The 22,275-nt window shown below is 64.8% G+C and carries 17 protein-coding genes and 2 pseudogenes; 11 read left to right on the top strand and 8 right to left on the bottom strand.

Features of this window, described 5'->3' with window-relative positions; genetic code table 11:
- A pseudogene (locus tag AC5FRW_RS16245) lies at window positions 1-74 on the bottom strand (IS6 family transposase); the annotation flags it as partial.
- A gap of 223 nt (window positions 75-297) precedes the next feature.
- On the opposite strand from AC5FRW_RS16245, the gene AC5FRW_RS16250 reads away from it, so the two are divergent.
- From AC5FRW_RS16250 to AC5FRW_RS16260, 3 genes are all read left to right on the top strand, one after another.
- The gene (locus AC5FRW_RS16250) at window positions 298-1,539 is read left to right on the top strand and encodes a hypothetical protein (protein ID WP_493569512.1); all 1,242 of its coding nucleotides are present in this window, start codon (window positions 298-300) and stop codon (window positions 1,537-1,539) included.
- An 80-nt stretch (window positions 1,540-1,619) separates the two neighbouring features.
- A complete protein-coding gene (locus AC5FRW_RS16255) occupies window positions 1,620-1,979 on the top strand; it encodes a helix-turn-helix domain-containing protein (RefSeq protein ID WP_493569513.1) in 360 nt (119 codons plus the stop codon).
- 1 nt (window position 1,980) lies between these two features.
- The gene (locus AC5FRW_RS16260) at window positions 1,981-2,307 is read left to right on the top strand and encodes a DUF7521 family protein (RefSeq protein WP_493569514.1); all 327 of its coding nucleotides are present in this window, start codon (window positions 1,981-1,983) and stop codon (window positions 2,305-2,307) included.
- Window positions 2,308-2,409: 102 nt separating this feature from the next.
- On the opposite strand, the gene ileS is transcribed toward AC5FRW_RS16260, so the two are convergent.
- Window positions 2,410-5,733 (bottom strand): isoleucine--tRNA ligase, encoded by a 3,324-nt coding sequence (gene ileS / locus AC5FRW_RS16265; RefSeq protein WP_493569515.1) that lies wholly within the window; start codon window positions 5,731-5,733, stop codon window positions 2,410-2,412.
- A gap of 106 nt (window positions 5,734-5,839) precedes the next feature.
- Between ileS and AC5FRW_RS16270 the strand changes: the two are divergent.
- The 3 genes and pseudogenes from AC5FRW_RS16270 to AC5FRW_RS16280 form a co-directional block, all read left to right on the top strand.
- Window positions 5,840-6,068, top strand: a pseudogene (locus tag AC5FRW_RS16270) (uracil-DNA glycosylase); the annotation flags it as partial.
- Window positions 6,069-6,188: 120 nt separating this feature from the next.
- Window positions 6,189-8,507, top strand: a complete 2,319-nt coding sequence (locus tag AC5FRW_RS16275; protein WP_493569516.1) for a bacterio-opsin activator domain-containing protein — start codon at window positions 6,189-6,191, stop codon at window positions 8,505-8,507.
- A 76-nt stretch (window positions 8,508-8,583) separates the two neighbouring features.
- Complete coding sequence (locus AC5FRW_RS16280; protein WP_493569517.1) at window positions 8,584-8,937, top strand: DUF7344 domain-containing protein; 354 nt, start codon at window positions 8,584-8,586, stop codon at window positions 8,935-8,937.
- A 162-nt stretch (window positions 8,938-9,099) separates the two neighbouring features.
- On the opposite strand, the gene AC5FRW_RS16285 is transcribed toward AC5FRW_RS16280, so the two are convergent.
- Window positions 9,100-13,002 (bottom strand): PAS domain-containing protein, encoded by a 3,903-nt coding sequence (locus tag AC5FRW_RS16285; RefSeq protein ID WP_493569518.1) that lies wholly within the window; start codon window positions 13,000-13,002, stop codon window positions 9,100-9,102.
- A 276-nt stretch (window positions 13,003-13,278) separates the two neighbouring features.
- Here AC5FRW_RS16285 and AC5FRW_RS16290 point away from each other — a divergent pair, with 276 nt between their 5' ends.
- Together AC5FRW_RS16290 and AC5FRW_RS16295 are read left to right on the top strand one after the other, a co-directional pair.
- Entirely contained in the window at window positions 13,279-14,799 is a 1,521-nt protein-coding gene (locus AC5FRW_RS16290) for a sulfatase (protein WP_493569519.1), read from the top strand.
- A gap of 2 nt (window positions 14,800-14,801) precedes the next feature.
- Window positions 14,802-15,833 (top strand): lysylphosphatidylglycerol synthase transmembrane domain-containing protein, encoded by a 1,032-nt coding sequence (locus AC5FRW_RS16295; RefSeq protein ID WP_493569520.1) that lies wholly within the window; start codon window positions 14,802-14,804, stop codon window positions 15,831-15,833.
- Between the two features lie 181 nt (window positions 15,834-16,014).
- Here the strand turns inward: AC5FRW_RS16295 and AC5FRW_RS16300 are convergent, their stop codons facing one another.
- Complete coding sequence (locus AC5FRW_RS16300) at window positions 16,015-16,899, bottom strand: ketopantoate reductase family protein (protein WP_493569521.1); 885 nt, start codon at window positions 16,897-16,899, stop codon at window positions 16,015-16,017.
- An 81-nt stretch (window positions 16,900-16,980) separates the two neighbouring features.
- Here AC5FRW_RS16300 and AC5FRW_RS16305 point away from each other — a divergent pair, with 81 nt between their 5' ends.
- Entirely contained in the window at window positions 16,981-17,520 is a 540-nt protein-coding gene (locus AC5FRW_RS16305; protein WP_493569522.1) for a hypothetical protein, read from the top strand.
- Window positions 17,521-17,660: 140 nt separating this feature from the next.
- Window positions 17,661-17,891 carry a hypothetical protein gene (locus AC5FRW_RS16310; protein WP_493569523.1) on the top strand — a complete coding sequence of 77 codons (231 nt, stop codon included), beginning with the start codon at window positions 17,661-17,663 and terminating at the stop codon, window positions 17,889-17,891.
- A 171-nt stretch (window positions 17,892-18,062) separates the two neighbouring features.
- Here AC5FRW_RS16310 and AC5FRW_RS16315 read toward each other — a convergent pair whose 3' ends face one another.
- Complete coding sequence (locus AC5FRW_RS16315) at window positions 18,063-18,365, bottom strand: DUF7130 family rubredoxin-like protein (RefSeq protein ID WP_493569524.1); 303 nt, start codon at window positions 18,363-18,365, stop codon at window positions 18,063-18,065.
- Between the two features lie 151 nt (window positions 18,366-18,516).
- On the opposite strand from AC5FRW_RS16315, the gene AC5FRW_RS16320 reads away from it, so the two are divergent.
- Window positions 18,517-18,753 carry a hypothetical protein gene (locus AC5FRW_RS16320; protein ID WP_493569525.1) on the top strand — a complete coding sequence of 79 codons (237 nt, stop codon included), beginning with the start codon at window positions 18,517-18,519 and terminating at the stop codon, window positions 18,751-18,753.
- Between the two features lie 12 nt (window positions 18,754-18,765).
- Here AC5FRW_RS16320 and metX read toward each other — a convergent pair whose 3' ends face one another.
- The 3 genes from metX to AC5FRW_RS16335 form a co-directional block, all read right to left on the bottom strand.
- Window positions 18,766-19,992, bottom strand: coding sequence for a homoserine O-acetyltransferase MetX (gene metX / locus AC5FRW_RS16325; protein ID WP_493569526.1), 1,227 nt, complete (start codon window positions 19,990-19,992; stop codon window positions 18,766-18,768).
- Window positions 19,993-19,995: 3 nt separating this feature from the next.
- Window positions 19,996-21,288 carry an O-acetylhomoserine aminocarboxypropyltransferase/cysteine synthase family protein gene (locus tag AC5FRW_RS16330; RefSeq protein WP_493569527.1) on the bottom strand — a complete coding sequence of 431 codons (1,293 nt, stop codon included), beginning with the start codon at window positions 21,286-21,288 and terminating at the stop codon, window positions 19,996-19,998.
- Window positions 21,289-21,535: 247 nt separating this feature from the next.
- The gene (locus tag AC5FRW_RS16335) at window positions 21,536-22,273 is read right to left on the bottom strand and encodes a hypothetical protein (protein ID WP_493569528.1); all 738 of its coding nucleotides are present in this window, start codon (window positions 22,271-22,273) and stop codon (window positions 21,536-21,538) included.
- Window positions 22,274-22,275: the final 2 nt, after the last annotated feature.

Genomic DNA, 22,275 nt, shown 5'->3' on the forward strand with positions numbered 1-22,275 from the left:
GGTGTCGCTTCTCGTTCAACAAACTCTAAGTCGATCTCGTCTAAATTCCCGATGAGGCGGCCGTTTTCGGGCATGAATCACTTTGAAAACGGACCGCCTCACTCTTCATCCTTATCTGAACACGACCCTCTCTGGCTCACCGACGTGATCGGGACGAGAAACTCGGACCCGACAGTGTACCAATGGATACGCTACGTCTGGACCACGGGCAGTATATAAACCCTTCGCCGATGTTTGCCAGTGCGCGACCGACTGCCCGGTATAAAGATCGCCGACAGTCATCGATTACATGCCACGATGGTTCCACCAGACGACTCCTCCCGGCCGACGCGTCGCTCGTTGCTCAGAGACGGTGCATCGGCCGTAGCGATCGGATTGACGACGACCCTCAGTGGCTGCACTGACAGTCTGCCGCCACTCGGGAGCAAACCCCAGTACGGGCGTGTGGATATTCCCGATGCCGGTCCGCCGGAGTACCGTCGGTGGCTGCCTGCAGACTGGGCCAGCAGGACCGACGGCGACACCGGCTGGATCATCTCGGCTGCCAGACCCGGCCCGTTCGAAAGTTCGGTCCCAGAGGAGTTCGCCGGCCGTCGAATACACCAGCGTATCGAAATCGATCATTTCGGCATCGGCTACGAGAACTACGACAGTCTCACCGAGACCAAACTCGCCACGGTCATCGAGGGGTCCTTTTCGGCCGACGATGTCGAAGCGGCACTCGCCAAGACCGCATACGAGCCGACTGACTCCTACCACGACTACGATCTGTACGCTCGCTCGGACGTGCCACGCAGAGCGGCCGTCCGAGACGGCGTGATCGTCTGGACGAGCGTCAGGAAGCACGACGCGCCAGCGCTGGAAGCCACTATCGACGCCGGAGCGGGCCGCATCCAGCGGTATCACGAGCGCAACGACGCCTTCGAAGCGGTCACCAGTGCGGCGGGCGCGAGCAGACTGCTGTACGTCGGTACCGACCACCCCGGCCTCAATTGGGGGGACGAACTCGGTGCAGACGTGTTTCGGATCGACGGCACCACTGCCTACCAGCATCTGATTCAACGGTACCCGTCCGAGACGAAACGACCGGCCGAACTGATGAAACAGGAACTCGAACGACAGCGTCACGAACTGACGAAGGAGGCCGAAACGGTCGACATCGGCGTCGACGGACAGTTCGCCACGGCGACGGCTCGAATCCCGTTCGGCGAGCACCGAAAAGACGGTCGGCGTGAGCCGCCACAGGCCACCTGGGGCGGTGACTTCGACGCAGCGACACAGCAGGTGACGCTTCGCCACGAGGCCGGCGAGTCGGTCGAGACGGATCTGGTGTGGTACGACATCGAACCGACCGACGGCGTGAACGAGGTCCAGAAGGAACCGCTCTGGCCCGATCAGGACACTGTCGGCCCGGGCGACGAGACGACGGTCGACCTGAGTGACCGGTCCGACGCGGCTGGCATCAACGTGGTGTATGGCCCCGGATCCGAGGTCGATTTCCACATCCTCTTCAACTATTCACTGGAGGGCAACGGATGAGCGTGACCACTCCCCGCTGTCCGTCGAGACCAGCCACGACCGGCCCCCAGACGGTCGAGAACAAATCACTTCCCCTACGCATGACAGATGATGCTGTGAGTGAGGCGTCCGATCTGGCCGCTGTCGTCGCGCTGCTCGACGACGAGCACGTTCGGTCCATCCTCGTCGCGACGAGCGCGGAACCACTGTCGGCCAAAGAGCTGAGCGACCGCTGTGACCTCTCGGTCTCCTCGATCTATCGCCGCGTGGACGAACTGCGCGAGCGTGACCTCCTCGTCGAGCGGACGCGACCGCGCCGCGACGGCCACCACGAGACGGTGTACGTCTCCGTGCTGGATCGGTTCGAACTGACGATCGACGACGGCGAACTGGACTGGGCAGTCGACCGGACCAGCAGCGACCCGGCCGACGAACTCTCGCGCATGTGGGGGAACTTCTGAGATGATCGGGTCCGCTACTATCGGCCTCGCGGCCGGTGTCGCGGCGACCGGCTCTGCTATCGTCGGGCTTTACATCGGCGGCCACGCGTATCGCGGCCTCCGGCGCAACGACGACCCGTCGATGCGGTACCTCTCCTTTGGCATGATCGTCCTGTTCGGCGTGACGTACGTCGTGGCCCTCGTCGGTCAGGCCCTGCTCACGCGCCACATCGTTCCGATCCGCTACCAGAACGTGTTCCGCCTCGTGGTTCGCTTGCTCCAGTTCGGCGGTCTCCTGCTGATTGCCTACTCCCTGCGTATCGCGACGGAATCCAGAACGGCACCCTGACATCCGCCCCCTCCGCTGTCGCTCCCCTCCACGCCGCCCCCTCCGCTGACGTCCCCTCCACGCCACCAGTTCCGCCGGCGTTCCCGTCGGTCGTGGTCTGGCTTAGTCGTCTGCTTCGGCAGTCTCGACGGCCGAAACGGCGATCTCCATTTCGACGCCTTCCACGTCCCAGGTCTTTCGGTGGCCGTCCTCGACATCGTCGAACGCGTCGGCGCGGACTTCCTCGGCAATGAGAGTCTCGTGTTCGCGAACGAGATCGGCGACGCGGTCGTCGCTCACGTCCAGATCGAGCCGAATCCGCGCTTCCAGATCCAGCTCCATCTCCTTGCGCATCTCTTGGACCCGGCGGATGACCTCGCGGGCGTAGCCCTCGCTCTCGATGTCCTCGGTGAGCTGCGTGTCGACGTAGACGACGCCGGTACCGTCCAGCGCTTCGAACTCGGTGCTGGCGACGCCCTCGGGCGTCTCACGACGGAACGAGACCATCTCGTCGGTCAGATCTACGTCCTCGCCGATGGCGTCGGACACCGCCGCTTCGAGTGCGTCGAGCGTCGGATCGGTGACGCGGGCGTCGTTGAGCGCGTTCATCACGCGGCCGGCATCGTCGCCGAAGGCCGGGCCGAGCTTGCTCATGTCGGCCTCGGCGGAGTAGGCGAGTTCGCCCCACCCCTCGCCGCTGCCGACGACCTCGACCTCGCGGGCGTTGAGTCGGTCTTCGACGAGGTCGGTGTGAGCGGTCACGGCGTCGGCGATGGCGTCGCTGTCGGTGTCGATCACGACACGTGTGACGGGCCAGCGAAGCTTGCGCTCGGCCTGCTGGCGAGCGTTCGAGCCGGCCTCCTCGACGGCGCGAGCGACGGTGACCTCGTTTTCGAGTGTGGGATCGCGTCGGTCCGCGTCGGTCTCGGGCCAGTCGCACATGTGGACCGTCGGGTGGCCGCTCTCGCCGGTGAGTGTGCCGTAGATTTCCTCGGCGATGAACGGTGTAAAGGGCGCGAGCAGGGCGACCACTTCTCGGAGGACCTGATACAGCGTTGCATAGGCGGCCTGTTTCGAGGCGCTGTCTTCCTCCTCCCACATGCGTTCCCGGACCAGCTGGACGTAGTACCGGGACACGTCTTCGACGACGAAGTTCAGCACGGCGTCGAGGGCGTCGCCCTGCCGGAACTCCTCCATGGCCTCGGTCGCCTCGACCTCGACGCTCTGGAGTCGCGAGAGCACCCACTCGTCGGCCAGATCGAGGTCGGCGTTCTCGACGGTCGTCTCGTCGGGATCGAACCCGTCCATGCGCATGTACGGCAGCGGGAAGCGAAACACGTTCCAGAGGATGTTGAGGCGCCGTTGCATCTCCTGGGTCTCGTCGTACGAGAAGTTCATGTCGTCCCCGCGGGCGCGAAGCGAGAGCAGGAACGCGCGCATCGGGTCCGCGCCGTACTCGTCGATGACGGAACCGGGATCGACGCGGATGTCCTTCGATTTCGACATCGCGCGGCCGTCGGGCATCAGCGCGTGGCCGTGCATGACGACACGCTTGTACGGACTCTCGCCGACGGCGGCGGTGCCCATGCCCAGTTGCGACCAGAACCACCCGCGGGTCTGGTCGTGGGCCTCGATGATGAGGTCGGCGGGCCACAGTTCCTCGAAGGCCTCGGTCTCGCTGGGGTAGTCGATAGTCCCCCACGTCGCCACCGAGGAGTCGAGCCACACGTCGAACACGTCCGGCACGCGCTCGTAGGTGACGCCGTCGTCGGTGATCGTCAGGTCGTCGACCGTGTCCTTGTGGAGGTCCACGCTGTCGGCGTCGATGTCCTGATCGACGCGTTCGGCCAGTTCCTCGCGGTCGCCGATCACGATGGCGTCGGCCATGTCGCCGGACCACTCGACGGCGTTACCCTCGGCGTCCTCGCTCGGTAGCCAGATCGGGATCGGAATCCCCCAGTAGCGCTGCCGGGAGACGTTCCAGTCGGGGGCGTCCTCGACGAAGTCCCGGAAGCGGTTCTCTCTGGCCCAGTCGGGGTACCACTCCGAGTCGCCGATGTTGTCGAGCAGGTCGTCTTTGATGTCCGTGATCGTGATGAACCACTGGTCGGTGACGATCTGGATGATCCCCGTATCACAGCGCCAGCAGTGGCCGTAGCTGTGAGTGGTCGTCCCCGACGCGAGCAGATTGCCGTTGGCATCGAGATCGGCGATGACCGCCTCGTCGGCGTCCTTGACGAACTGGCCCTCGTACTTCCCGGCGGCATCCCCGTAGACGCCATCGGTGCCGACCGGACAGAAGATTTCGAGACCGAGTTCTCGGCCGCGCTCGAAGTCTTCCTCACCGTGGCCGGGCGCGGAGTGGACCAGCCCGGTCCCCTCGCCCTCGGTGTCGACGTAGTCGCCCTCGTACACCTGTAGTGTGCCCTCGCCGCTCGGGGCTTCGGGCACTTCCTCGCGGAGCGGATGTTCGTAGGTCCAGCCCACGAGGTCCGAACCCTGTAGTTCCTCGACGACCTCGTAGTCGTCGTAGCGCCCCTCGCGCAGGACTTCCTCGACCTTCGGCTTGGCGACGTAGAGGCGTTCGGTCTCGCCGTCGGATTCTGCTTCGACGGCCACGTACTCGCCCTCGCCGTCGACGGCGACGAAGGTGTTTGCTGGGATCGTCCAGGGCGTCGTCGTCCAGACGACGAGTTTGCCGTCTCGGCTCGCGGGTCCGTCGTCCCCGCTCGCTCGTTCCGAGGACTCGCTTCGCTCGTCCTCGCGCAGATCAAATTTCACGTAGATCGACGGATCGGACACGTCTTCGTACTCGACTTCGTTGTTGGCGATGGCGGTCTCACACCGGGGACACTGGGTGATCGAGCGCTGGCCCTGCTCGACGAGGCCTCGGTCGTGGGCGCTGTCGAAGCCCCACCACGCCGCTTCCATGTACTCCGGCGCGACCGTCTTGTAGGGATCGTCCCAGTCCATCCAGACGCCGAAGGACTTGAAGTCCTCCTGCAGGCCCTGGAGGCTGTCCTCGGCGAAGTCCCGGCAGGCGTCGATGAAGTTCTCGACGCCGTAGGCCTCGATGTCCTTCTTGTTCTCGAAGTCCATCTCCTCCTCGACTTTGGTCTCGATGGGCAGGCCGTGCATGTCGTAGCCCGGCCGGTCGGTCACGTCGAAGCCCTGCATTCGCTTGTAGCGGATGTACACGTCCTTCAGGCTCTTGTTCCAGGCGTGACCCATGTGGGCCGACCCGGAGGTGTACGGCGGGCCATCCACGAAGAAGTAGTCCTCACCGTCCTCGCGATGTTGCTTTGCCTTTTCGTAGGCGTCGACCTCGTCCCAGTACTCGAAGATCCGGGCCTCGACGGCGTCGGGGTCGTACTGGTCGTCGACAGCCCCGAACCGTGTTCGGGGACTCGATGAGGTCTCCTCATCGGTGGCGTCGGAACGTTCCATACCCGAGTACATCGCCGCCGGGACTAAAGGACAATCGGTTGTGTGCTGGGGCGTGGCGAAGGATTTGGGCTGGCTGCCATCGAAGCCGCGCCCGTGCGACCCTTTCCCCGTGGCCGTCGTTCCCACTGGAAAGCACGCCACTCGCAGCGGTTTCGCGATCGACGACATCGAACTCGACGGCTTTCTCGACAGCGTGCTCGACCCGAAACGATGCCCTTCACTGGGGGCGGTCGTCGTCCCGTTCTTGCACCCGAGCTATCTGGAGGTGTGGCTGTCGCGACTGGGTCTCCCGCGAGTCGTACATCGAGGCGATTCGGTCGACGATTGGCGAGTAACCGGGAACACGGTGGCGAGAAACGCACTTAGCCACCGGTCGTCTCTCTGTACGTATTCGCTGGGGCGGCCGCGTGACTCGTCACGATGTCGCGGGGCCGACCCCCGCCGACACCCTTCGTATGCCGCCGAACGAACTCGCATCCGCCCGAACTGACGCACCCGATGTCGTCCTGATCGCCGGACCCAGCGGGACGGTCGTCTGGGCGTCGCCGACCGTCGAGACCGTCCTCGGTCACGCGCCCGCCACAATCGTGGACACGGAGACGATCGAGTCGCTGCTGGGATCGGCCGTCGCTTCGGCAGCTCCCGGTGACCGGCCACAGTCGACCGTCGTTTCCCACCCCGACGATACCTGTCTCGATCTCACTGTCACCGTCGACGACCTCTCAGACGACGTGCCGATGCGCGTCTACACCTGTCGTCCCGGCCACGCCGACCGCGACACCACCACGACTGTCACCGCCCGCCTCGCCTCGCTCGAACGCGAGCGCGACCTCACCGAACAGCTACTGCGTGCCAGTCCGGTCGGCGTCTGTGTACTCGATCTCGACGGGCGATTCGTACGGGTCAACGAACGCGCCGAAGCTATTCTGGGCGTCGCGCGTGACCACTTGCTCGACGAATCCTACCGCAACCCCGACTGGCAGGTCCAGCGCCCCGACGGCACGTCGCTTCCCGAATCGGAGTTTCCCTTCGCCATCGCACTGCGGACGGGTGAACCGACCCTCGATCACGAACAGACGCTCCAGCGGCCCGACGGCAGCCGAATCTGGGTGTCGGTCAGTGCGGCCCCTGTCTCGTGTTCCGAGGGAGCGGTCGACCGCGTCGTCGTCACCTTCGCGGACATCACCGAGCAGAAAGCACAGCGGGAACGACTCGAAGCCGACGAGGCGAAGTATCGAGCGGTGTTCGAGGGCACCCTCGACGCCCTGATCCTCACCGACGAGGAAGGATACTACGTGGAGGCAAACCCCGCCGCCTGTGAGCTGTACGGGCTGGCCCACGACGAACTCGTGGGTCGCCACGCCGCCGAGTTCGCGCCCGATTCCTTCGACTTCACGGCGGCGTGGCAGGCCATCGAGGACGGCACGAGCCTTCAGGGTGAGTTCCCGCTGGAGCGTGACGACGGGACCGTCCGCATTGCGGCGTTCAGTGCGACACTGAGCGTCTTCGACGGGCATCACTTCTTCGCCCTGCGCGACGTGACCGAGCGCCACGAGAACGAGCAGACCCTGCGCGCCCAGCGCCGTGACCTCGCACGGTCGAATCACGTCAACACGCTGTTGCGCGAGGTTATCCGTACGGTCGTCGGTGCGGACACACGGGCCGACATCGAGACCGCCGTCACGGAGGCGTTGGTCGACACGGACCGGTACTCGCTGGCGATGACGAGTTCGGTCACGAGCGACGGCGCGGTCGACGTTGGCTCGCTCGCCGGCGTGGGGGACGACGAACGCGAGGCACTCTTGGACCCACTGCAGCGGCTCTTCGCCGACGACGTTCGTGCCGTCGCCGCGTCGGGCGACCCCCTCGTCACCGACCGGCCGACCGGCGACGAGACCGACGACCGGAACACCATCCTGACCGCGTTCGGCGTCACCTCGGTCGGACACTTCCCGCTGGTCTACGAAGATACCCTCTTCGGTGTCCTCACGCTCTGTGGCACCGACGACGACGTGTTCACCCACAGTGAGCCTGCGCTGTTTGCCGACTTCGGTCACCTCCTCGGCAAGGCCGTTACCGCGATTCAGACGGAGAAACTGCTCCACGGCGAGGTCGTGCTCGAACTCGAATTTGCCCTCCCGACGGCGTCGTCGCTCGTCGCACGACTCAGCGACCGCGGTGACTGTGACTGTCGGCTCTCGGGGGTCGTCCCGGCCGGTGACGATGCGCTGTACTACCTCTCCGTTCCCGACGCCGACAGCGACGCGATCCGTTCGCTGGCCGCCGCGATGCCCGGTGTCGCCGCCGCCCGCGTCATCGACCGGTCCGGCGGCTCACTCGTCGAACTCCGTGTCAGCGAGGACCCTGCCGTTCAGGCGCTGATCGCCGGCGGTGGCTGGCTTCGCTCGGGGACGTTCGATCACGGCGAGGGGCGTCTGACCGTCGAAGTACCGGCGGACACGGACGTGCGTTCGTTCGTCGAGGCGGCGGCCGAACGAGTCCCCGGACTCACCTTGCTCGCGAAACACGAACGCGAGCAGTCGCTGCCGGCCACCGGGACGCTCCACCAGCAACTGCAGGCGCTCCTGACGGACCGACAGCGAGCGATCCTCGAAGCAGCCTATCGGGCGGGCTACTTCGAGTGGCCCACGCGGGGCACCACCGGTGACGACCTCGCCGACGCGTTCGATATCTCGCGGTCGACGCTCCACCAGCACCTCCGGGTCGCCGTCTCGAAACTACTCGAACACTATCTGGCCCAGAGTGGGAGGTAAACGTGTCGTCACCGACGCCCCTCACCCGACTGGTCCGGTAACAGTCTCATAGCCGTCGCTTGCATCTGGCAGGACGATGAGCCACGCACCACAGATCGCTCGCGACGAACACATAGACGACGTGCTCCGGGCACTCGCTGACTGGCGACGACGGCTGGTACTGACGACGCTCCCCGAGGAGTCGTCGATGCCGCTCCGCCGACTCGCGACCGGCGTCGCCGCCGCCATCGAAGACACCTCGCCCGGCGCCGTCGACGAGGCGACCCGGTCCGAGACGGCGGCGACGTTGCACCATCATCACCTGCCGGAACTGGCGGCCGCAGATCTGATCGCGTACGACCGGCACACACAGACTGTCGAACGAACGTCGGATTCGGTCCCGACGGAACTGCAACCGCTGTTTGAGCACTTCGTCGCCGACGGCACCTGAGATTGGCGAGCGCGCTCCGCCACGCACACCGTCGTCTCGGATGGTCGCGTGTGCTCGCTCTCGACTGACACCGACGGTTGTAGCGATGTACCGGTGAGCGTCGCAACGGGGTAGACGCTCACCGGTACGCAACGACAACTTTCCGTATGACAGCCCCTCTCGTCACTCGCTTACGGTAAACTCGAACCGTGCGCCACCGTCGGTTCCGCCCGTCACGCGCACGGTCCAGCCGTGGGCCTTCGCGATGTCGGCGACGATCGCGAGTCCGAAGCCGCTGCCGTTCTCGTTGGAGGTGACACCGTGTTCGAACACCGAGTCCCGCTTTTCGGGTGGAATGCCACCGCCGTCGTCTTCGACGTAGAACCCGTCCGCGTCCGGCAGCTGTCCGACGGTGACCGTGGCATCCGTCCGACCGTGTTCGACCGCGTTCCGAAAGAGGTTCTCGAAGAGCTGTATCAAGCGCCCGCTGTCGCCCGCGACCGTCCGGGTCGCCGCTATCGCCAGACTCGCCTCGCTCGTGTCGACGTATCCCCACGCCTCCGTCGCGATGGTCTCGATATCAACCGTTTCACGGTCTGTGACAGTCGTCTCGCCGCGTGCCAGCGTGAGCAGGTCCTCGACGAGGCGCTCGATGCGGTCGTGGGCGTTCTCGATCTTCTCGAAGTGCGCTGGTTCGTGTGTCTGCTGGACGATATCGGTAAATCCTATGGCGATGCCAAGGGGATTCCGGAGGTCGTGGGCGACGACGCTGGCAAACTCGTCGAGCCGTTCGTTCTGTTGCTGGAGTTGTGCTTCGCGACTCGCACGCGCGAACGCCGCCTCGACCGTCGAGCCGAGGATCCGGAACAGGTCCTCGTCCGTCTCGGAGAACCGCTGTTCGGCGGTGGTCCCGACACCGAGCAGCCCGAACTCACCCAGTGGCACGAACAGGCCACTCCCCAGTTCGGTGTTCGACTCGTCGAGTGCCACGTTGTCCCGTAGATCGTCGTAGATGCGAAGCTCCGACGCCTCGAACGCCGCCCAGACGGGGCTTTCACCCGGCTCGACCCGCGACAAGTCGCCAAGCAACGCGTTCGTCGCCTCACTCGTCGCCAGCGGGACGAGCGCGTCGGCGTCGTCGGCAGCCGCCCAGACCCCAGTGAGTTCGAACCCGAGAATGTCGACCGCAGCCTCGATCGCTAGCTCCCCGATCTCGACGCTCGACTGTGCCCCACTGAGTCGCTGGGCCGTCTCCTGTAGTGACCTGAGCTTCGCTTCGAGCTGTTTCTGCTCGGTGATGTCTTCGAGCACGGCGAGGATGCTCGTTACCTCGCCGGTACCGTCGGCGATCGGCGCGACCGACAGGAGCAGATCAAGCTCCTCGCCGCCTTTCGTCGTCCGTCGTATCTCTTTGCCGCGGATCCGCTCGCCTCGCATGGCCCGTTCCCGATATGTCGTGAACTCGGCTCGCTGCTCTTCGGGAACCATCGGATTCGGCTCGCCGAGGACTTCCTCTCGGGACCAGCCGAACATGGCTTCGGCCTCGTCGTTCCAGCGCGTGACGGTGCCGTCGGTGTCGATCTCCATGACCGTGAGTGGCGTGGCCTCGATGAGCGACTCCAGTCGCTGGTTCGTCGTTTCGAGGGCCTGCTCTCGCTCGACCTGTTCGGTCACGTTCCGCGCGATGCCCACGATCCGAACGATCTCGCCGTCGACGATCACGGGCGCGAGGCTCGTCTCCCAGAATCGGGCGTCGTCTGCGATGTCTAACTCTTCGCGATACGAGACCGGCGCACGCTCGTCGGTACAGCGCGTGTAATTCGCTTCGAGTTCGGCCCCTCGCTCGTCGCCGAAGATCGCCCGCGGGGTCTTCCCTCGCACGCCTTCGGTCGTGAGTCCGGTCTGTGTCTCGTAGCCGGCGCTGAGGCGGGCGAACTCGAACGCGGGACTCGCGCCCGTCGTCTCGACATCGAGCAGGAAGATCGCGTCCCCGGACGTCTCCAGCAACGCCTCGTACTCTTCGGCGAGTTCCCGATACTCGCGTTGCTGGGTCTTGCGCTCCGTGATGTCCTGTAGCACGCCCCGGAGCACGGGATCGTCGTGCTGTGTGCTGTCGACGCGCTCTCCCCACGCCCGAACGTCGCGTACGTCACCCGTCTCTCGCACGATTCGGAGATCGAAGTCGTAGCGTTCTCCCTCCTCGATCGCCCGGTCGAGGGCGGCCGAAATCGTCTCTCGATCGTCGGGATGATAGAAATCGATCGCGTCGTCGACCGACGGCTCGTAGTCCTCGTCGACACCGTGAATCCGACGGACGCCGTCGGACCAGTCGAGGTCGTCCGTCGACGGGAAGTACTCCCAGACGCCGATCTCCGCGATGTCCTGCACGCGTTCGAACAGGAACTCCTGGCGTTCGAGTTCCGCTCTGTCCCGACTGCGCGCTATCTCGGCACTCACGAGCTCCGCCAACAGTTCGACGAACGTCTGTTCGAGTGCCCCGAACGGGGCGACCCGTGTCGCCGGACTGGAAAAATTGACCGTTCCGTAGCGGTCGCCGTCGACGACGAGTGGCGCGCCGATGTACGATGCTAGCTCGAACTCACGGTAGGCAGGATGACTCTCCTTCCCGTCGGCGACGGCGTCCGCGAACGAACAGATCGCGTCTTGCTCGACGACCCCCTCGCAGTACGTCGACGCCAGCTCGAACTGGTCGCCGGCCTCGATGTCGTCTCCCGGCGCGTGGACGGCGTCGACGGTGTAGTCGCTGCCCCGAATCCGCGAGACGATACCGATCTCAAGCCCCAGCGTTCGACACCCCACCGCCAGCAGCTCCTGTAGACGGGTCTCTGTCGAGACATCGCTCTTTGCCATGATGGTCTGGAGTTCCCGGAGTGCGTCCCGCTCCCGTTCGAGCTGTCGGTTGGCGTCGCTCTGTTCGGTCACGTCTCGGGCGACGACGAGCGCTTGCGGGTTCGCTCCCCGTTCGAACGGCGTGACGCGAACATCGAACGTCCGCTCGTCGCCCCCGGCCGCGATGTCGAGTTGCAGGTCCGCATCGTACAACCCAGTGAGGCCGCCATCTCCCGCTGCCCCGTCGAGGGTCGATTCGACGACCGTCGAAATCCGCTCCATATCGGCCTCGCTCACGCGGTCACCGACCACCGTTTCCAGTTGTCGCCCCGAGAGATGTGTCGACTGGTCGCCCGCGATCAGTCGCTTTGCCGCCCCGTTCGCGAACTCGACCGTCCCCGTCTCGTCGAGGACGAACACGATGTCGTGGATCGTTTCGAGGATCCGTTCGCTCCGTTCGATCGCCACTTCGCGCTCTCGCCGTGCCGTAACTTCCTGTGAGAAGACGGTCAAGCCGTCGTCATCTGGAAACGCCCGCACTTCGACCCAGTAGTCGAACGGCTCCCCGAGATACTGTTCGAACGACACCGGCTCACCGGTCTCCATCGCGGTCCGGTATCTGTCTTCGAGCTCCGTCCCGACGATCGACGGGAACTCCTCCCAGATCGTTTCTCCGACGAGCGCGTCCGGGTCACGGTCGATGCGATCGCCCATCTTCTCGTTCATGTACTCGATGCGCCACTCGCTGTCGACGGCGTAGATCGCGTCAGTCGCGCGTTCGAGCGTCCGCTGGAACCGGTCGGACAGTCGCTCGGCGGCCGCCTCCTTCCGAGCCGCGTCGACGAGCGTCCGAACCCGGCGTGCGAGCAGTTCGAAGCTGTTCTCACCCGGGCGCATCGGGATGTAATCGGACACGTCCGCCTGCGTCGCTTCACTGGCGATTCGTTCGCTCCCCCGTCCGGTAAACAGGATCGTCGGCAACGCCTCGTCGTCGGTCCGGAGCCGCTCCAGTAGATCGATGCCCGTCCCGTCGGGCAGTGAATAGGAGGTGACGACGCAGTCGATGCCAGCGGTGTCGAGTCGGTCGAGCGCGGCTGCCGCGGTACCAGCGGTCGTGACCTCGATGGCCGGATCGATGGTCCGTAGTTTCGCCCGTGCCAGTTCGGCGAAGTCGGTGTCGTCGTTGACATACAGAAGCTGAATTGCTTCGGCCGTCTCGCCCTCTGTACGATCCATTATCACTGATACGGACTACGGTTTTATTAATCGAATGCGCCAATTCTTGTCGCTGATACCGGGAAACGTCGACCGGTTTTTCACTCCGAGGTGGCACCCACCTGCTCCCATTTTCTATCGTGCATTGTGGTTTATTTCCCGTTCCCAGCCCACCGACCCGATTGACCGCCTATCACCGCTCACCGACCTCAAAAGCGCCCCGATCGGCGATCTATGGCGTTCCGATCACTGGCCGGAAACGCGGTCTTTAAACTGGTGGACGGTCGGGTACACAGTATGACTGCTGCGGACGGGACGAACGTCCTCTTCGTCGTGCTCGATACGGTCCGCAAGGACCACCTCTCGGTCTATGGGTACGACGAGCCGACGACCCCGACGCTCGAACGGTTCGCCGAGGAAGCCGCAGTGTTCGAACACGCCGTCGCACCGGCCCCGTGGACGCTGCCGGTCCACGCCTCGCTCTTTACTGGCCTGTATCCCTCCGAACACGAGGCGACACAGGAAGATCCCTACCTCGACGGGGCGACGACGCTCGCCCAGTCCCTGTCGCGGGCCGGCTACGACACCGCCTGTTACTCCTCGAACGCCTGGATCACGTCCTATACGAACCTCACGGCGGGCTTCGACGATCACGACAACTTCTTCCAGATCATGCCAAGCGAGTTCCTTTCGGGCCCGCTGGCGCGGATCTGGCAGACGATGAACGACAACGACACGCTCCGTGGTCTCGCCGACCGCCTCGTCCAGATGGGCAACAAGGTCCACGAGTACTTCGCCTCAGAGGGCGGCGGCGACACGAAGACGCCCGCCGTCATCGACAAGACGATGGATTTTATCGACGACTCCGAGAACTTCTTCACGTTCATCAATCTGATGGACGCCCACCTCCCCTACCACCCGCCCGATGAGTACGCCGAGCAGTTCGCGCCCGGCGTCGACTCCACCGAGGTGTGCCAGAACTCCAAGGAGTACAACTCCGGCGCTCGCGACATCGACGCCGAGGAGTGGGACGCCATCGAGGGACTGTACGACGCCGAGATTCGCCACATCGACGACCAACTGGATCGCCTCTTCACCCATCTCAAGGAGACCGGCCAGTGGGAGGATACCATGGTCGTGGTGTGTGCCGACCACGGCGAACTCCACGGCGAGCACGATCTGTACGGCCACGAGTTTTGCATCTACGACCCGCTCGTCAACGTCCCGTGCATGGTCAAGCATCCCGACATCGAGGCCGACCACGACGACGAGACGGTCGTCGAACTCGTTGACCTCTACCATTCGGTACTCGATGCCACGGGCGTCTCCGGCGACGGCGTCGCGCTGGACCGGACCCGGTCGTTGCTGTCGGCCGACTACCGCGACTTTGCGGGCGAGATCGGCACCGGCGACGGCGCACACGGTCCCCGCGGCGACGTGGGCTTCGTCGAGTACCACCAGCCGGTCGTCGAACTCCGCCAGCTAGAGGGGAAAGCAAACGCCGCCGGCATCGCACTCGATACCGACTCGCGCTTTTACTCCCGGATGGGTGCGGCCCGCTCGACCGCCGGCAAGTACATCCACTGCACGCGCATCCCCGACGAGGCCTACCGCATCGACACCGACCCCGGTGAGACCGAGGACCTCTCGGGCGGCGACGACGAGGAACTCGATGCGCTCGAAGAGCAACTCAACGACTTCGTCGACCGCGTCGACGCCGACTGGCCCGCGGAGGCAGACGGCACCGACGGCGAGGTGCTGGACTCGATGGATGACGACGCGAAGGATCGACTGAAAGATCTGGGTTACATCGACTGACCGTGACCGACGACGGCCACGCGCTCCTGGAACTGTTCGACCGCCGGACGATCGCTCAGATCGTTCTGGGCTTTGCCATCGCCGGGCTGGTCCTCTTCTTGCTGGTCGATTTCGTCGGCACGAAAGACGTACTCGACCGCCTCGCCGGCACGGAACTGCGCTGGCTGGCGATGGGCTGTCTCTCGACGCTCCTCTGTCTCACCGCGTGGGGGAAAGCGTGGCAGATCGTCCTCGACGTGGCCGGCGTCCGCGAGTCGTTTCGTCGGCTCGTGGTCACCTACTACGCCGCGACCTTCGCCAACTACGTCACCCCGCTGGGACAGGCCGGCGGCGAGCCGTTTATCGCCTACGTCCTCTCGCGGGACACTGACGCCAGCTACGAGGACGCGCTGGCGTCGGTCGTGACGGCGGACCTGCTGAATCTGCTGCCCTTCGTCACGTTCTCCGGCGTCGGGTTCGCCGCGTTGCTGTATCAGGCCCAGCTACCGGACGTACTGGAACCCTTTGCCGCCGCGCTGTTTGGCGTCGCGCTCGGTGTTCCGATCCTCGCCGCCATTGGCTGGCGCTATCGGCTTCGGCTGGGTCGCTTGCTCATCCGTCTCACTGCCCCGATCGTCCGCCGGACGCCACGGTTCTCCGTCGATTCGCTACGCGGGCGACTGCGCGAACTCAACGACGCGTTCCAGCGCATCGCGACGGACCGCTCGGCGCTGGTCCGCGCGGTCGCCTTCTCCTACGTCGGCTGGATCTTCTTCGCGCTGCCGCTGTACTTCTCGGGGCTGGCGGTGAGCGATGCGACGATCCCACTGTTGCTCGTCTTTTTCATCGTCCCAGCGAGCACGCTCGCGGGACTGGTCCCCTCCCCCGGTGGCTCCGGCGCGGTCGAGGCTGCCCTCGTCATCCTCGTCGTCGCACTGACGCCCGTCGCCGACGACGGCGCGACTGCCATCTCGATCCTCTACCGGGTCGCGAGCTACTTCTTCGCGCTCGGGATCGGTGGGCTGGCCGCGGTGTACGTCATCCAGCGGAACTAGCTCGCCCTTCTCCGACCTGCTCGACTATCGATCGTCTTCCCACGCCTGCACCAGCGCCGTCAGCGTCTCAGTACCACCTTTTTGCTGCGGGGGTATCCTCACTTCGTTGCGGGTACCCCACTTGCAAAAACGTGGGCGAAAAAGCCGCTCGCTCCGCTCGCGACCGGTTTGATCGAGACTCTCACTGGCCGTCCCGCTCCCAGGCGCGCACCAGCGCAGACAGTGTTTCGTTGACCGGCACAGCCACGCCCGCCGCGTTCGCCACGACGTAGCCGTTGATCGCGTCGATCTCCGTCCCTCGGCCGCGCTCTACGTCCTGACGCATCGACGAGGTGTTCGCGGCGGTGTCCTCGGCTACGCCAAGCGCTGCCGCGACCGCGTCGTCGTCCGACAGATCGACGCCCTGATCGCGGGCGACGGCCGCCGTTTCCCGTGCAGCGCGCTCGGCCACGGTCCGGGCGGGACCGTCGACGAGCGCACCGTTTGGCACCCGAGCGAGTGCGGTCGTGGCGTTGATCGCGGCGTTGACGGCCAGTTTCTCCCAGAGACGGGCAGGCATGTCGTCGGCGACGGTCATCTCGATCCCGCTGGTCTCGAACGCCTGACCGATGCGGTCGGCGACTGCGGAGTCCCCACCTTCGCGTGCCCCCAGTACCACCTCACCGACGCCGGTACATTCGACGACGCCGGGACTGTCGAGACGCGCGCCGTAGGTACAGGTCCCCGCGAGCACCGGGCACGCCAGCGCGCCGGCCAGTCTCGCCTCGTTGCCCATCCCGTTTTGCACCGAGAGGCAGGCATCGAGATCGCAGTCGGCCAGTGCCTCGGCCGCCTCCTCTGTGTCGCCGGCCTTGACCGCGACGACCACGAGGTCGGCGCTCGCCGGTGGGTCGGTCCGGGCGGTGGGCGTGACCGTCGCCTCGATCTCGCCACGGACTCGGAGGCCAGCGCGCTCGACCGCGCTCACGTGTGGCTCGCGCCCGACGAGTGTCACGTCGTGTGCGCTCGCGAGCAGGCCACCGAGCAGGCTCCCGAGGCTGCCCGCACCGAAGACGACGATTTCCATACGACCTCTGGGCGGTGGGCGGGCAAAAGCCCGACGGCCAGCGATCAGCACGCACTTGTCGGGCGGTCGCCAACGGCGGGTATGACCGACGAACGTGCGGACGTGCTCCGGGACGCCATCGATATCGGGCGACTGAGCGACGCCGTCGTCGACGCGTGGCTGGCGGCCGGCGACGTGCCGGCGGACGACCTGTGGGCGGACGGCGAGCGCGTCCGTCTCAGAGTCCCGGCGACCGATGACGCGGCCCCGCTGGACGTGTTGGCGGCCGTCCTCGATGCCTGTCCACGCCGACCCGACTCGGTCGTGGTCCACGTCGACGCCGGCCGCCGTGACGGCCGAGAGCGCGTCCGCTCGGCACTGGCAGACCTCGCGGCCCATCCCCGTGTGACTGTCGGGACCGACGAGACGACCGGCTCGCTGCCACTGACCGACGACACCTTCGCCGCGCTGGCTGCTCTCTCGCCGTCGATCCGACACCTTCTCGTCCGGGACACTGAGGGCCACCTCGTCCTCGCACGGACCGGGGAACGATTCACCTTCGCGCTCCCCGCAGCGGCACTCGATACGGTGCGGTCGGTGCTGTCCGAGGATCTGGCTGCGCGACTCGAACCGGTCGAGTGACCGGGGTCGCCAGTCGACGGAGTGACACGGCCATGCGCCGGTCGTGTGGCGCTCCGCCCCGCCTTATATATCTTTCTGCCACTTTCTCGGCTGGAACAACTTCGAACGGTATTACGGTGTTCCCGATCGAACACGAGTGTATGCCGATCGACAGCGACCTCTCACACTCGCTCCAGGCGTTGCGTGAGGAGCACGTCCACTTCGGGCTGGCAGTGCTGATGTTCGGACTGCTGATGCTCTGTCTCGGCTACGTCGCCGGCGCGCTCTTGGCCGGGACACCCCTCGATGACCTCCTCTCACTGCTGGTCGCCGGTGTCTGTCTCCCGATCACGATGCTTTTCGTCCTCATCGCGGACGCGCGATCCGCGTGACCGAAACCGCTGTCACGCCGGTCTGTTCGGCGGTGCTCGTTGCGCTCGCTCCGAGTCTTCTAATCCTCACTCGGATTGATTCGCTGCTCGCGCACGAGGCGCTCGCTGAGCAAATCAGTCCTCACTCGGACTGAACTGCTGGGACGGCGATGAACTGCCGTCCCGTGCATTTCAGTCCTCCTGCCAATAGTAAATATCCGTCTTCGGTGCGCCACAGTCGGGGCACTCCTCGGGAATGTCCTCGATCTTGCCCATCGCGCCACACGCCCAGCAGCGCCACATCAGTTCGGCCTCCCCGGCCTCTCCGGCGTGGATGTGCTCGACCGACATCGCTTCGATGCCGTCGTCCAGCGTCACGTAGAAGCCGTGTTCGTCGAAGCCGCGGATCGTACCGAGGGCCTGCCCGTCCTCGTCGTAGACGGTTTCACCGAAGCCGAGACCGAGATCGGTCGCCGCGTCTGGCATGTCTGGCATGGTGTGGGCACGTTCACATTGGTGAGACATAAAGTTCATTGAATCAACTAAAACTTCGGACACCGTCGGGTCCACGTCACAGACAACACGCGGAGGATTTGATTCGGAATTCGATAGATTTTATATTATAATGATATATGGCGGTCGTATAGTGTTCAGAAACGACCTTTCGGAATCCTTCGATCATCTCTGTCGGGACGAAGAGCGACGGGGCGCTGCCCTCGTGTTGTTCTTGATCGCGGCGTTCGCGCTCGGGTACGCCCTCAAGTCCGTCATCACTGGCGAACCGTTCACTGACTATCTCCCGCTCCTGGTCGCGTCCGTCCTCTGCCCGATCACGATCATCTTCAGCCTGCTCTCGCAGGCGGGTGGCGACGAGGAGAGCTGAGGACGGCCCTCCTCACGAGAAGAGGCTCGTGTGGACCGGCGCGTGGTCGGGGCCGTCGTCGTCATCGTCTTCGACGGTGTTCGAGACGGCGTTACCGGCGACGCCCACGTCGAGGAAGTCCGAAAGCGGCGGGCCGACGCGGTCGGGTTCGACGAGGAAGGCGTCGTGGCCGTACTCGGAGTCGACGACGTGGTGGGCGGTCGTGGTGTCGGTCGCGCGGAACGCCTCGGCCAGTTGCTCGGACTGTGCGGTGGTGAAGTGCCAGTCGCCGGTAAAGGACATGACGAGGGCCTCGCCATCGAAGGCAGCGACGGCGTCGGCGTCGGACTCGAACCCCGAGGACAGATCGTAGTTGTCCATCGCCCGCGTCAGGTAGAGGTAGCTGTTGGCGTCGAAGCGCTCGACGAACTTCGTGGCGTTGTGATCCAGATACGACTCCACGTCCCGATACGGGAAAAAGCGCCCCGCGGGGTCGGTCGGGAAGGCCCGCTCGTACTCACGCGTGGCCGCGCGGCGGCCGAACCGCTGTTCCATCGTCTCTTTCGAGAGGTACATCACGTGGCCGAGCTCGCGGGCCAGCGCCAGCCCTTCGTCGGGATCGGGCTGGTCCTCGCCGTAGTAGTCGCCGCCTGCCCAGGCGTCGTCGGTCGTGATCGACCGGCGAGCGATACCATCGAGTGCGAGACACTGCGGATCGAGGCGGGCCGCGGCAGCGACCGAGACGACGCGTTCGACGTGATCCGGGTGGCGCTTGACCCAGTCCAGTGCGTTCATCCCGCCGACGCTGCCCCCGACGACGGCGTGGAGGTGAGGGACGCCGAGTTCGTCCAGCACGGCCCGCTGGGCCTCCGTCCAGTCCCGGATAGTCACCGGCGGGAATTCGGTGCCGTATGGCTCGCCGGTTTCGGGGTTCGTCGAGGACGGTCCCGACGTACCGTAACAGGAGCCGGGGACGTTGACACAGATCACGTAGTACTCCGTCGTGTCGATGGCCTTGCCCGCGCCGACGATGTTGTCCCACCAGGCGAAGGCCTGATCGGTGTCGTCGAAGCGCCCGCGGCCGGCGACGTGGGCGCTGCCGGTCAGGGCGTGACAGACGAGGACGGCGTTGTCGCCGTCGAACTCGCCGTAGGTCTCGTAGGCAACTTCGAGGTCGGGGATCGTCTCACCGCAGGCGAACTCGAACTCGCCCAGCGAGACGGTCTGGTGGTCGATCGAGAGATACCCGTCCTCAGTCATCGGTCACTGTGCCCCCTCGATGGCCCGCTCCAGATCCGCAATGATATCTTCGGTGTCTTCGATACCGACCGAACACCGCACGAGGTCGGGCGTCACACCGCTGGCGCGCTGTTCGTCCTCGCTCAATTGAGCGTGGGTCGTGCTCGCGGGGTGGATCACGAGCGTCTTGGCGTCGCCGATGTTGGCGAGGAACTGCGCCAGCCCGGTCTGCTCACACACTGCTCGGCCAGCATCGTAGCCGCCGTCCAGCCCGAACGTGACCATGCCGCCGTAGCCGTGATCGAGGTACTTGTCGGCCAGACCGTGGGTCTCGTGGCTCTCCAGTCCAGGATAGGTCACCCACGCCACGTCGGGGTGGTCGTCGAGGAACTGGGCGACGGCCATGGCCGATTCGCAGTGCTGTTCCATCCGTAGCTTCAGGGTCTCACACCCCTGTAGCGTCGCCCACGCGTCGAAGGGCTTCTGGCCGTCACCCAGCGAACGGACGGCCCGCTGGCGGGCAGCCCACGCGAAGGCCTGCTCGCCGAAGCGCTCGGCGAAGGTGACACCGTCGAAGCCGGGACTTGGACCACCGAGTTCCGGGAACTTTTCGGGATACTCTGCCCAGGGGAACGACCCGCCGTCGATCAGCACGCCCCCCACCGTCGTCCCGGAGCCGTGGATCCACTTCGTCGTCGACTCCCAGACGATGTCCGCGCCGTGGTCCAGCGGATTGCACAGGTACGGCGTCCCGAACGTGTTGTCGACGAAGACGGGGACACCGCGCTCGTGGGCGACCTCGGCGATTTCCTCCATCGGCGGGACGACCAGTGAGGGGTTGCCGATCGTCTCGAAGTGGACGTACGCCGTCTTCTCGTCGATGGCGTCGGCGTAGGCCTGCGGGTCCAGCGTGTCGACGAACCGGGTCTCGATCCCTCGACGGCTCCCCATGTTGGCGAGATACGAGTGGGTCCCGCCGTAGATCGACGACGCCGTGACGACGTTGTCCCCCGCACTCGCGAGGATCGACGTGCCGGCGTCGAGCGCCGCCATGCCCGACCCCGTGGCGACCGCCGCGGTCCCGTTCTCCAGCGACGCCAGCCGTTCTTCCAGCATCGACACCGTCGGATTGTCGAATCGAGAGTAGACGTTGCCGGTGTCGTCCAGCGCGTACCGATCCGCCGCGGTGTCGGCATCTTCGAACACGTACGATGTCGTCTGGTAGATCGGCGGGGCACGCGCCCCTGTCGCCGGATCTGGCTCCTCCTGCCCGGCGTGGACACAGCGCGTCCCGAACCCCTGGGTGTCGTCAGTCATGTACAACACTCATATTCCTCTAGACTTCTATAACTACGAGTTACGGCAAAAATCGCAGGTGTGTGGATCGGTCGGACCGGGCAAGGAAGTCACTGCGGTCGGTGAACTGCTCGAACTGGTCGGTGACCCGGTTGCGCTGGGTGTCGGTCATCCGACTGAGGCGCTTGGTCAGGCGCGCACCCTGAATGTCGGCGTCGGGGATGCGGTCGGCCAGCCGTCCGGCGCGGGCCAGCGAGAAGAAGCCCAGTTAATGATACCGCTCAGTCTTGCCGAGCGCAATTCCGAGGTGATCTGCCACGTCGAGACAGGCGTCGACGGCTGGCGAGCACTGTTGAGGTGGTTCGCGAACGGCAAGAAACACACCGCCAGAGTCTAATTCCTCAACGTACCATGCAGGGGCAGAGAGAACCCTATCCCGCCCAATCTCCTCCACTGTTTCTGGGCGAAAGACATTGTATTCATATAGTGGCGGCAGCGTTGACGATGCGAGCTCTTCGATCGAATCGTCCTCACCGATTGCGAGACCACCTCGACGGCCGAAGCCCCACTGTGGGTCGAGTACGTTAGCCGCCTGTGCGTGAATCTCGACAAACTCGCGACGGTTTTGTTTGACTATTTCGATGGCTCCCTCATCGCCCGGGTCTTTTAATCCATAGATCCATGTCGTAAACCGAATAAAGGGGGTTGATTCGTATGATGGGAACCCTGTGCCATTTTTATTGAACCCGATGGAGATGGTTTCCCATGCTGTCTCAAGATTTATTTTAACTGTTGGGTGTTCGTTTGTGATCTTTGCCATCTCTCTGTAGCCCTCCCGAATTTCTTTCCTATTGTCGCCTTGATCTCCGTATACGACTTCGATCTCATTGGAGGAAGACGGACTATCTGTGCCAGCAGAGAGATTTCTAAACAGCGCCTCGTATGTTTCAATCGACGGCTCCTGATCAAATATATATGCGGTCTGTATCCAATCATAATCTTCCATAT

This window comes from Halomicrobium sp. HArcht3-1 (assembly GCF_058933345.1).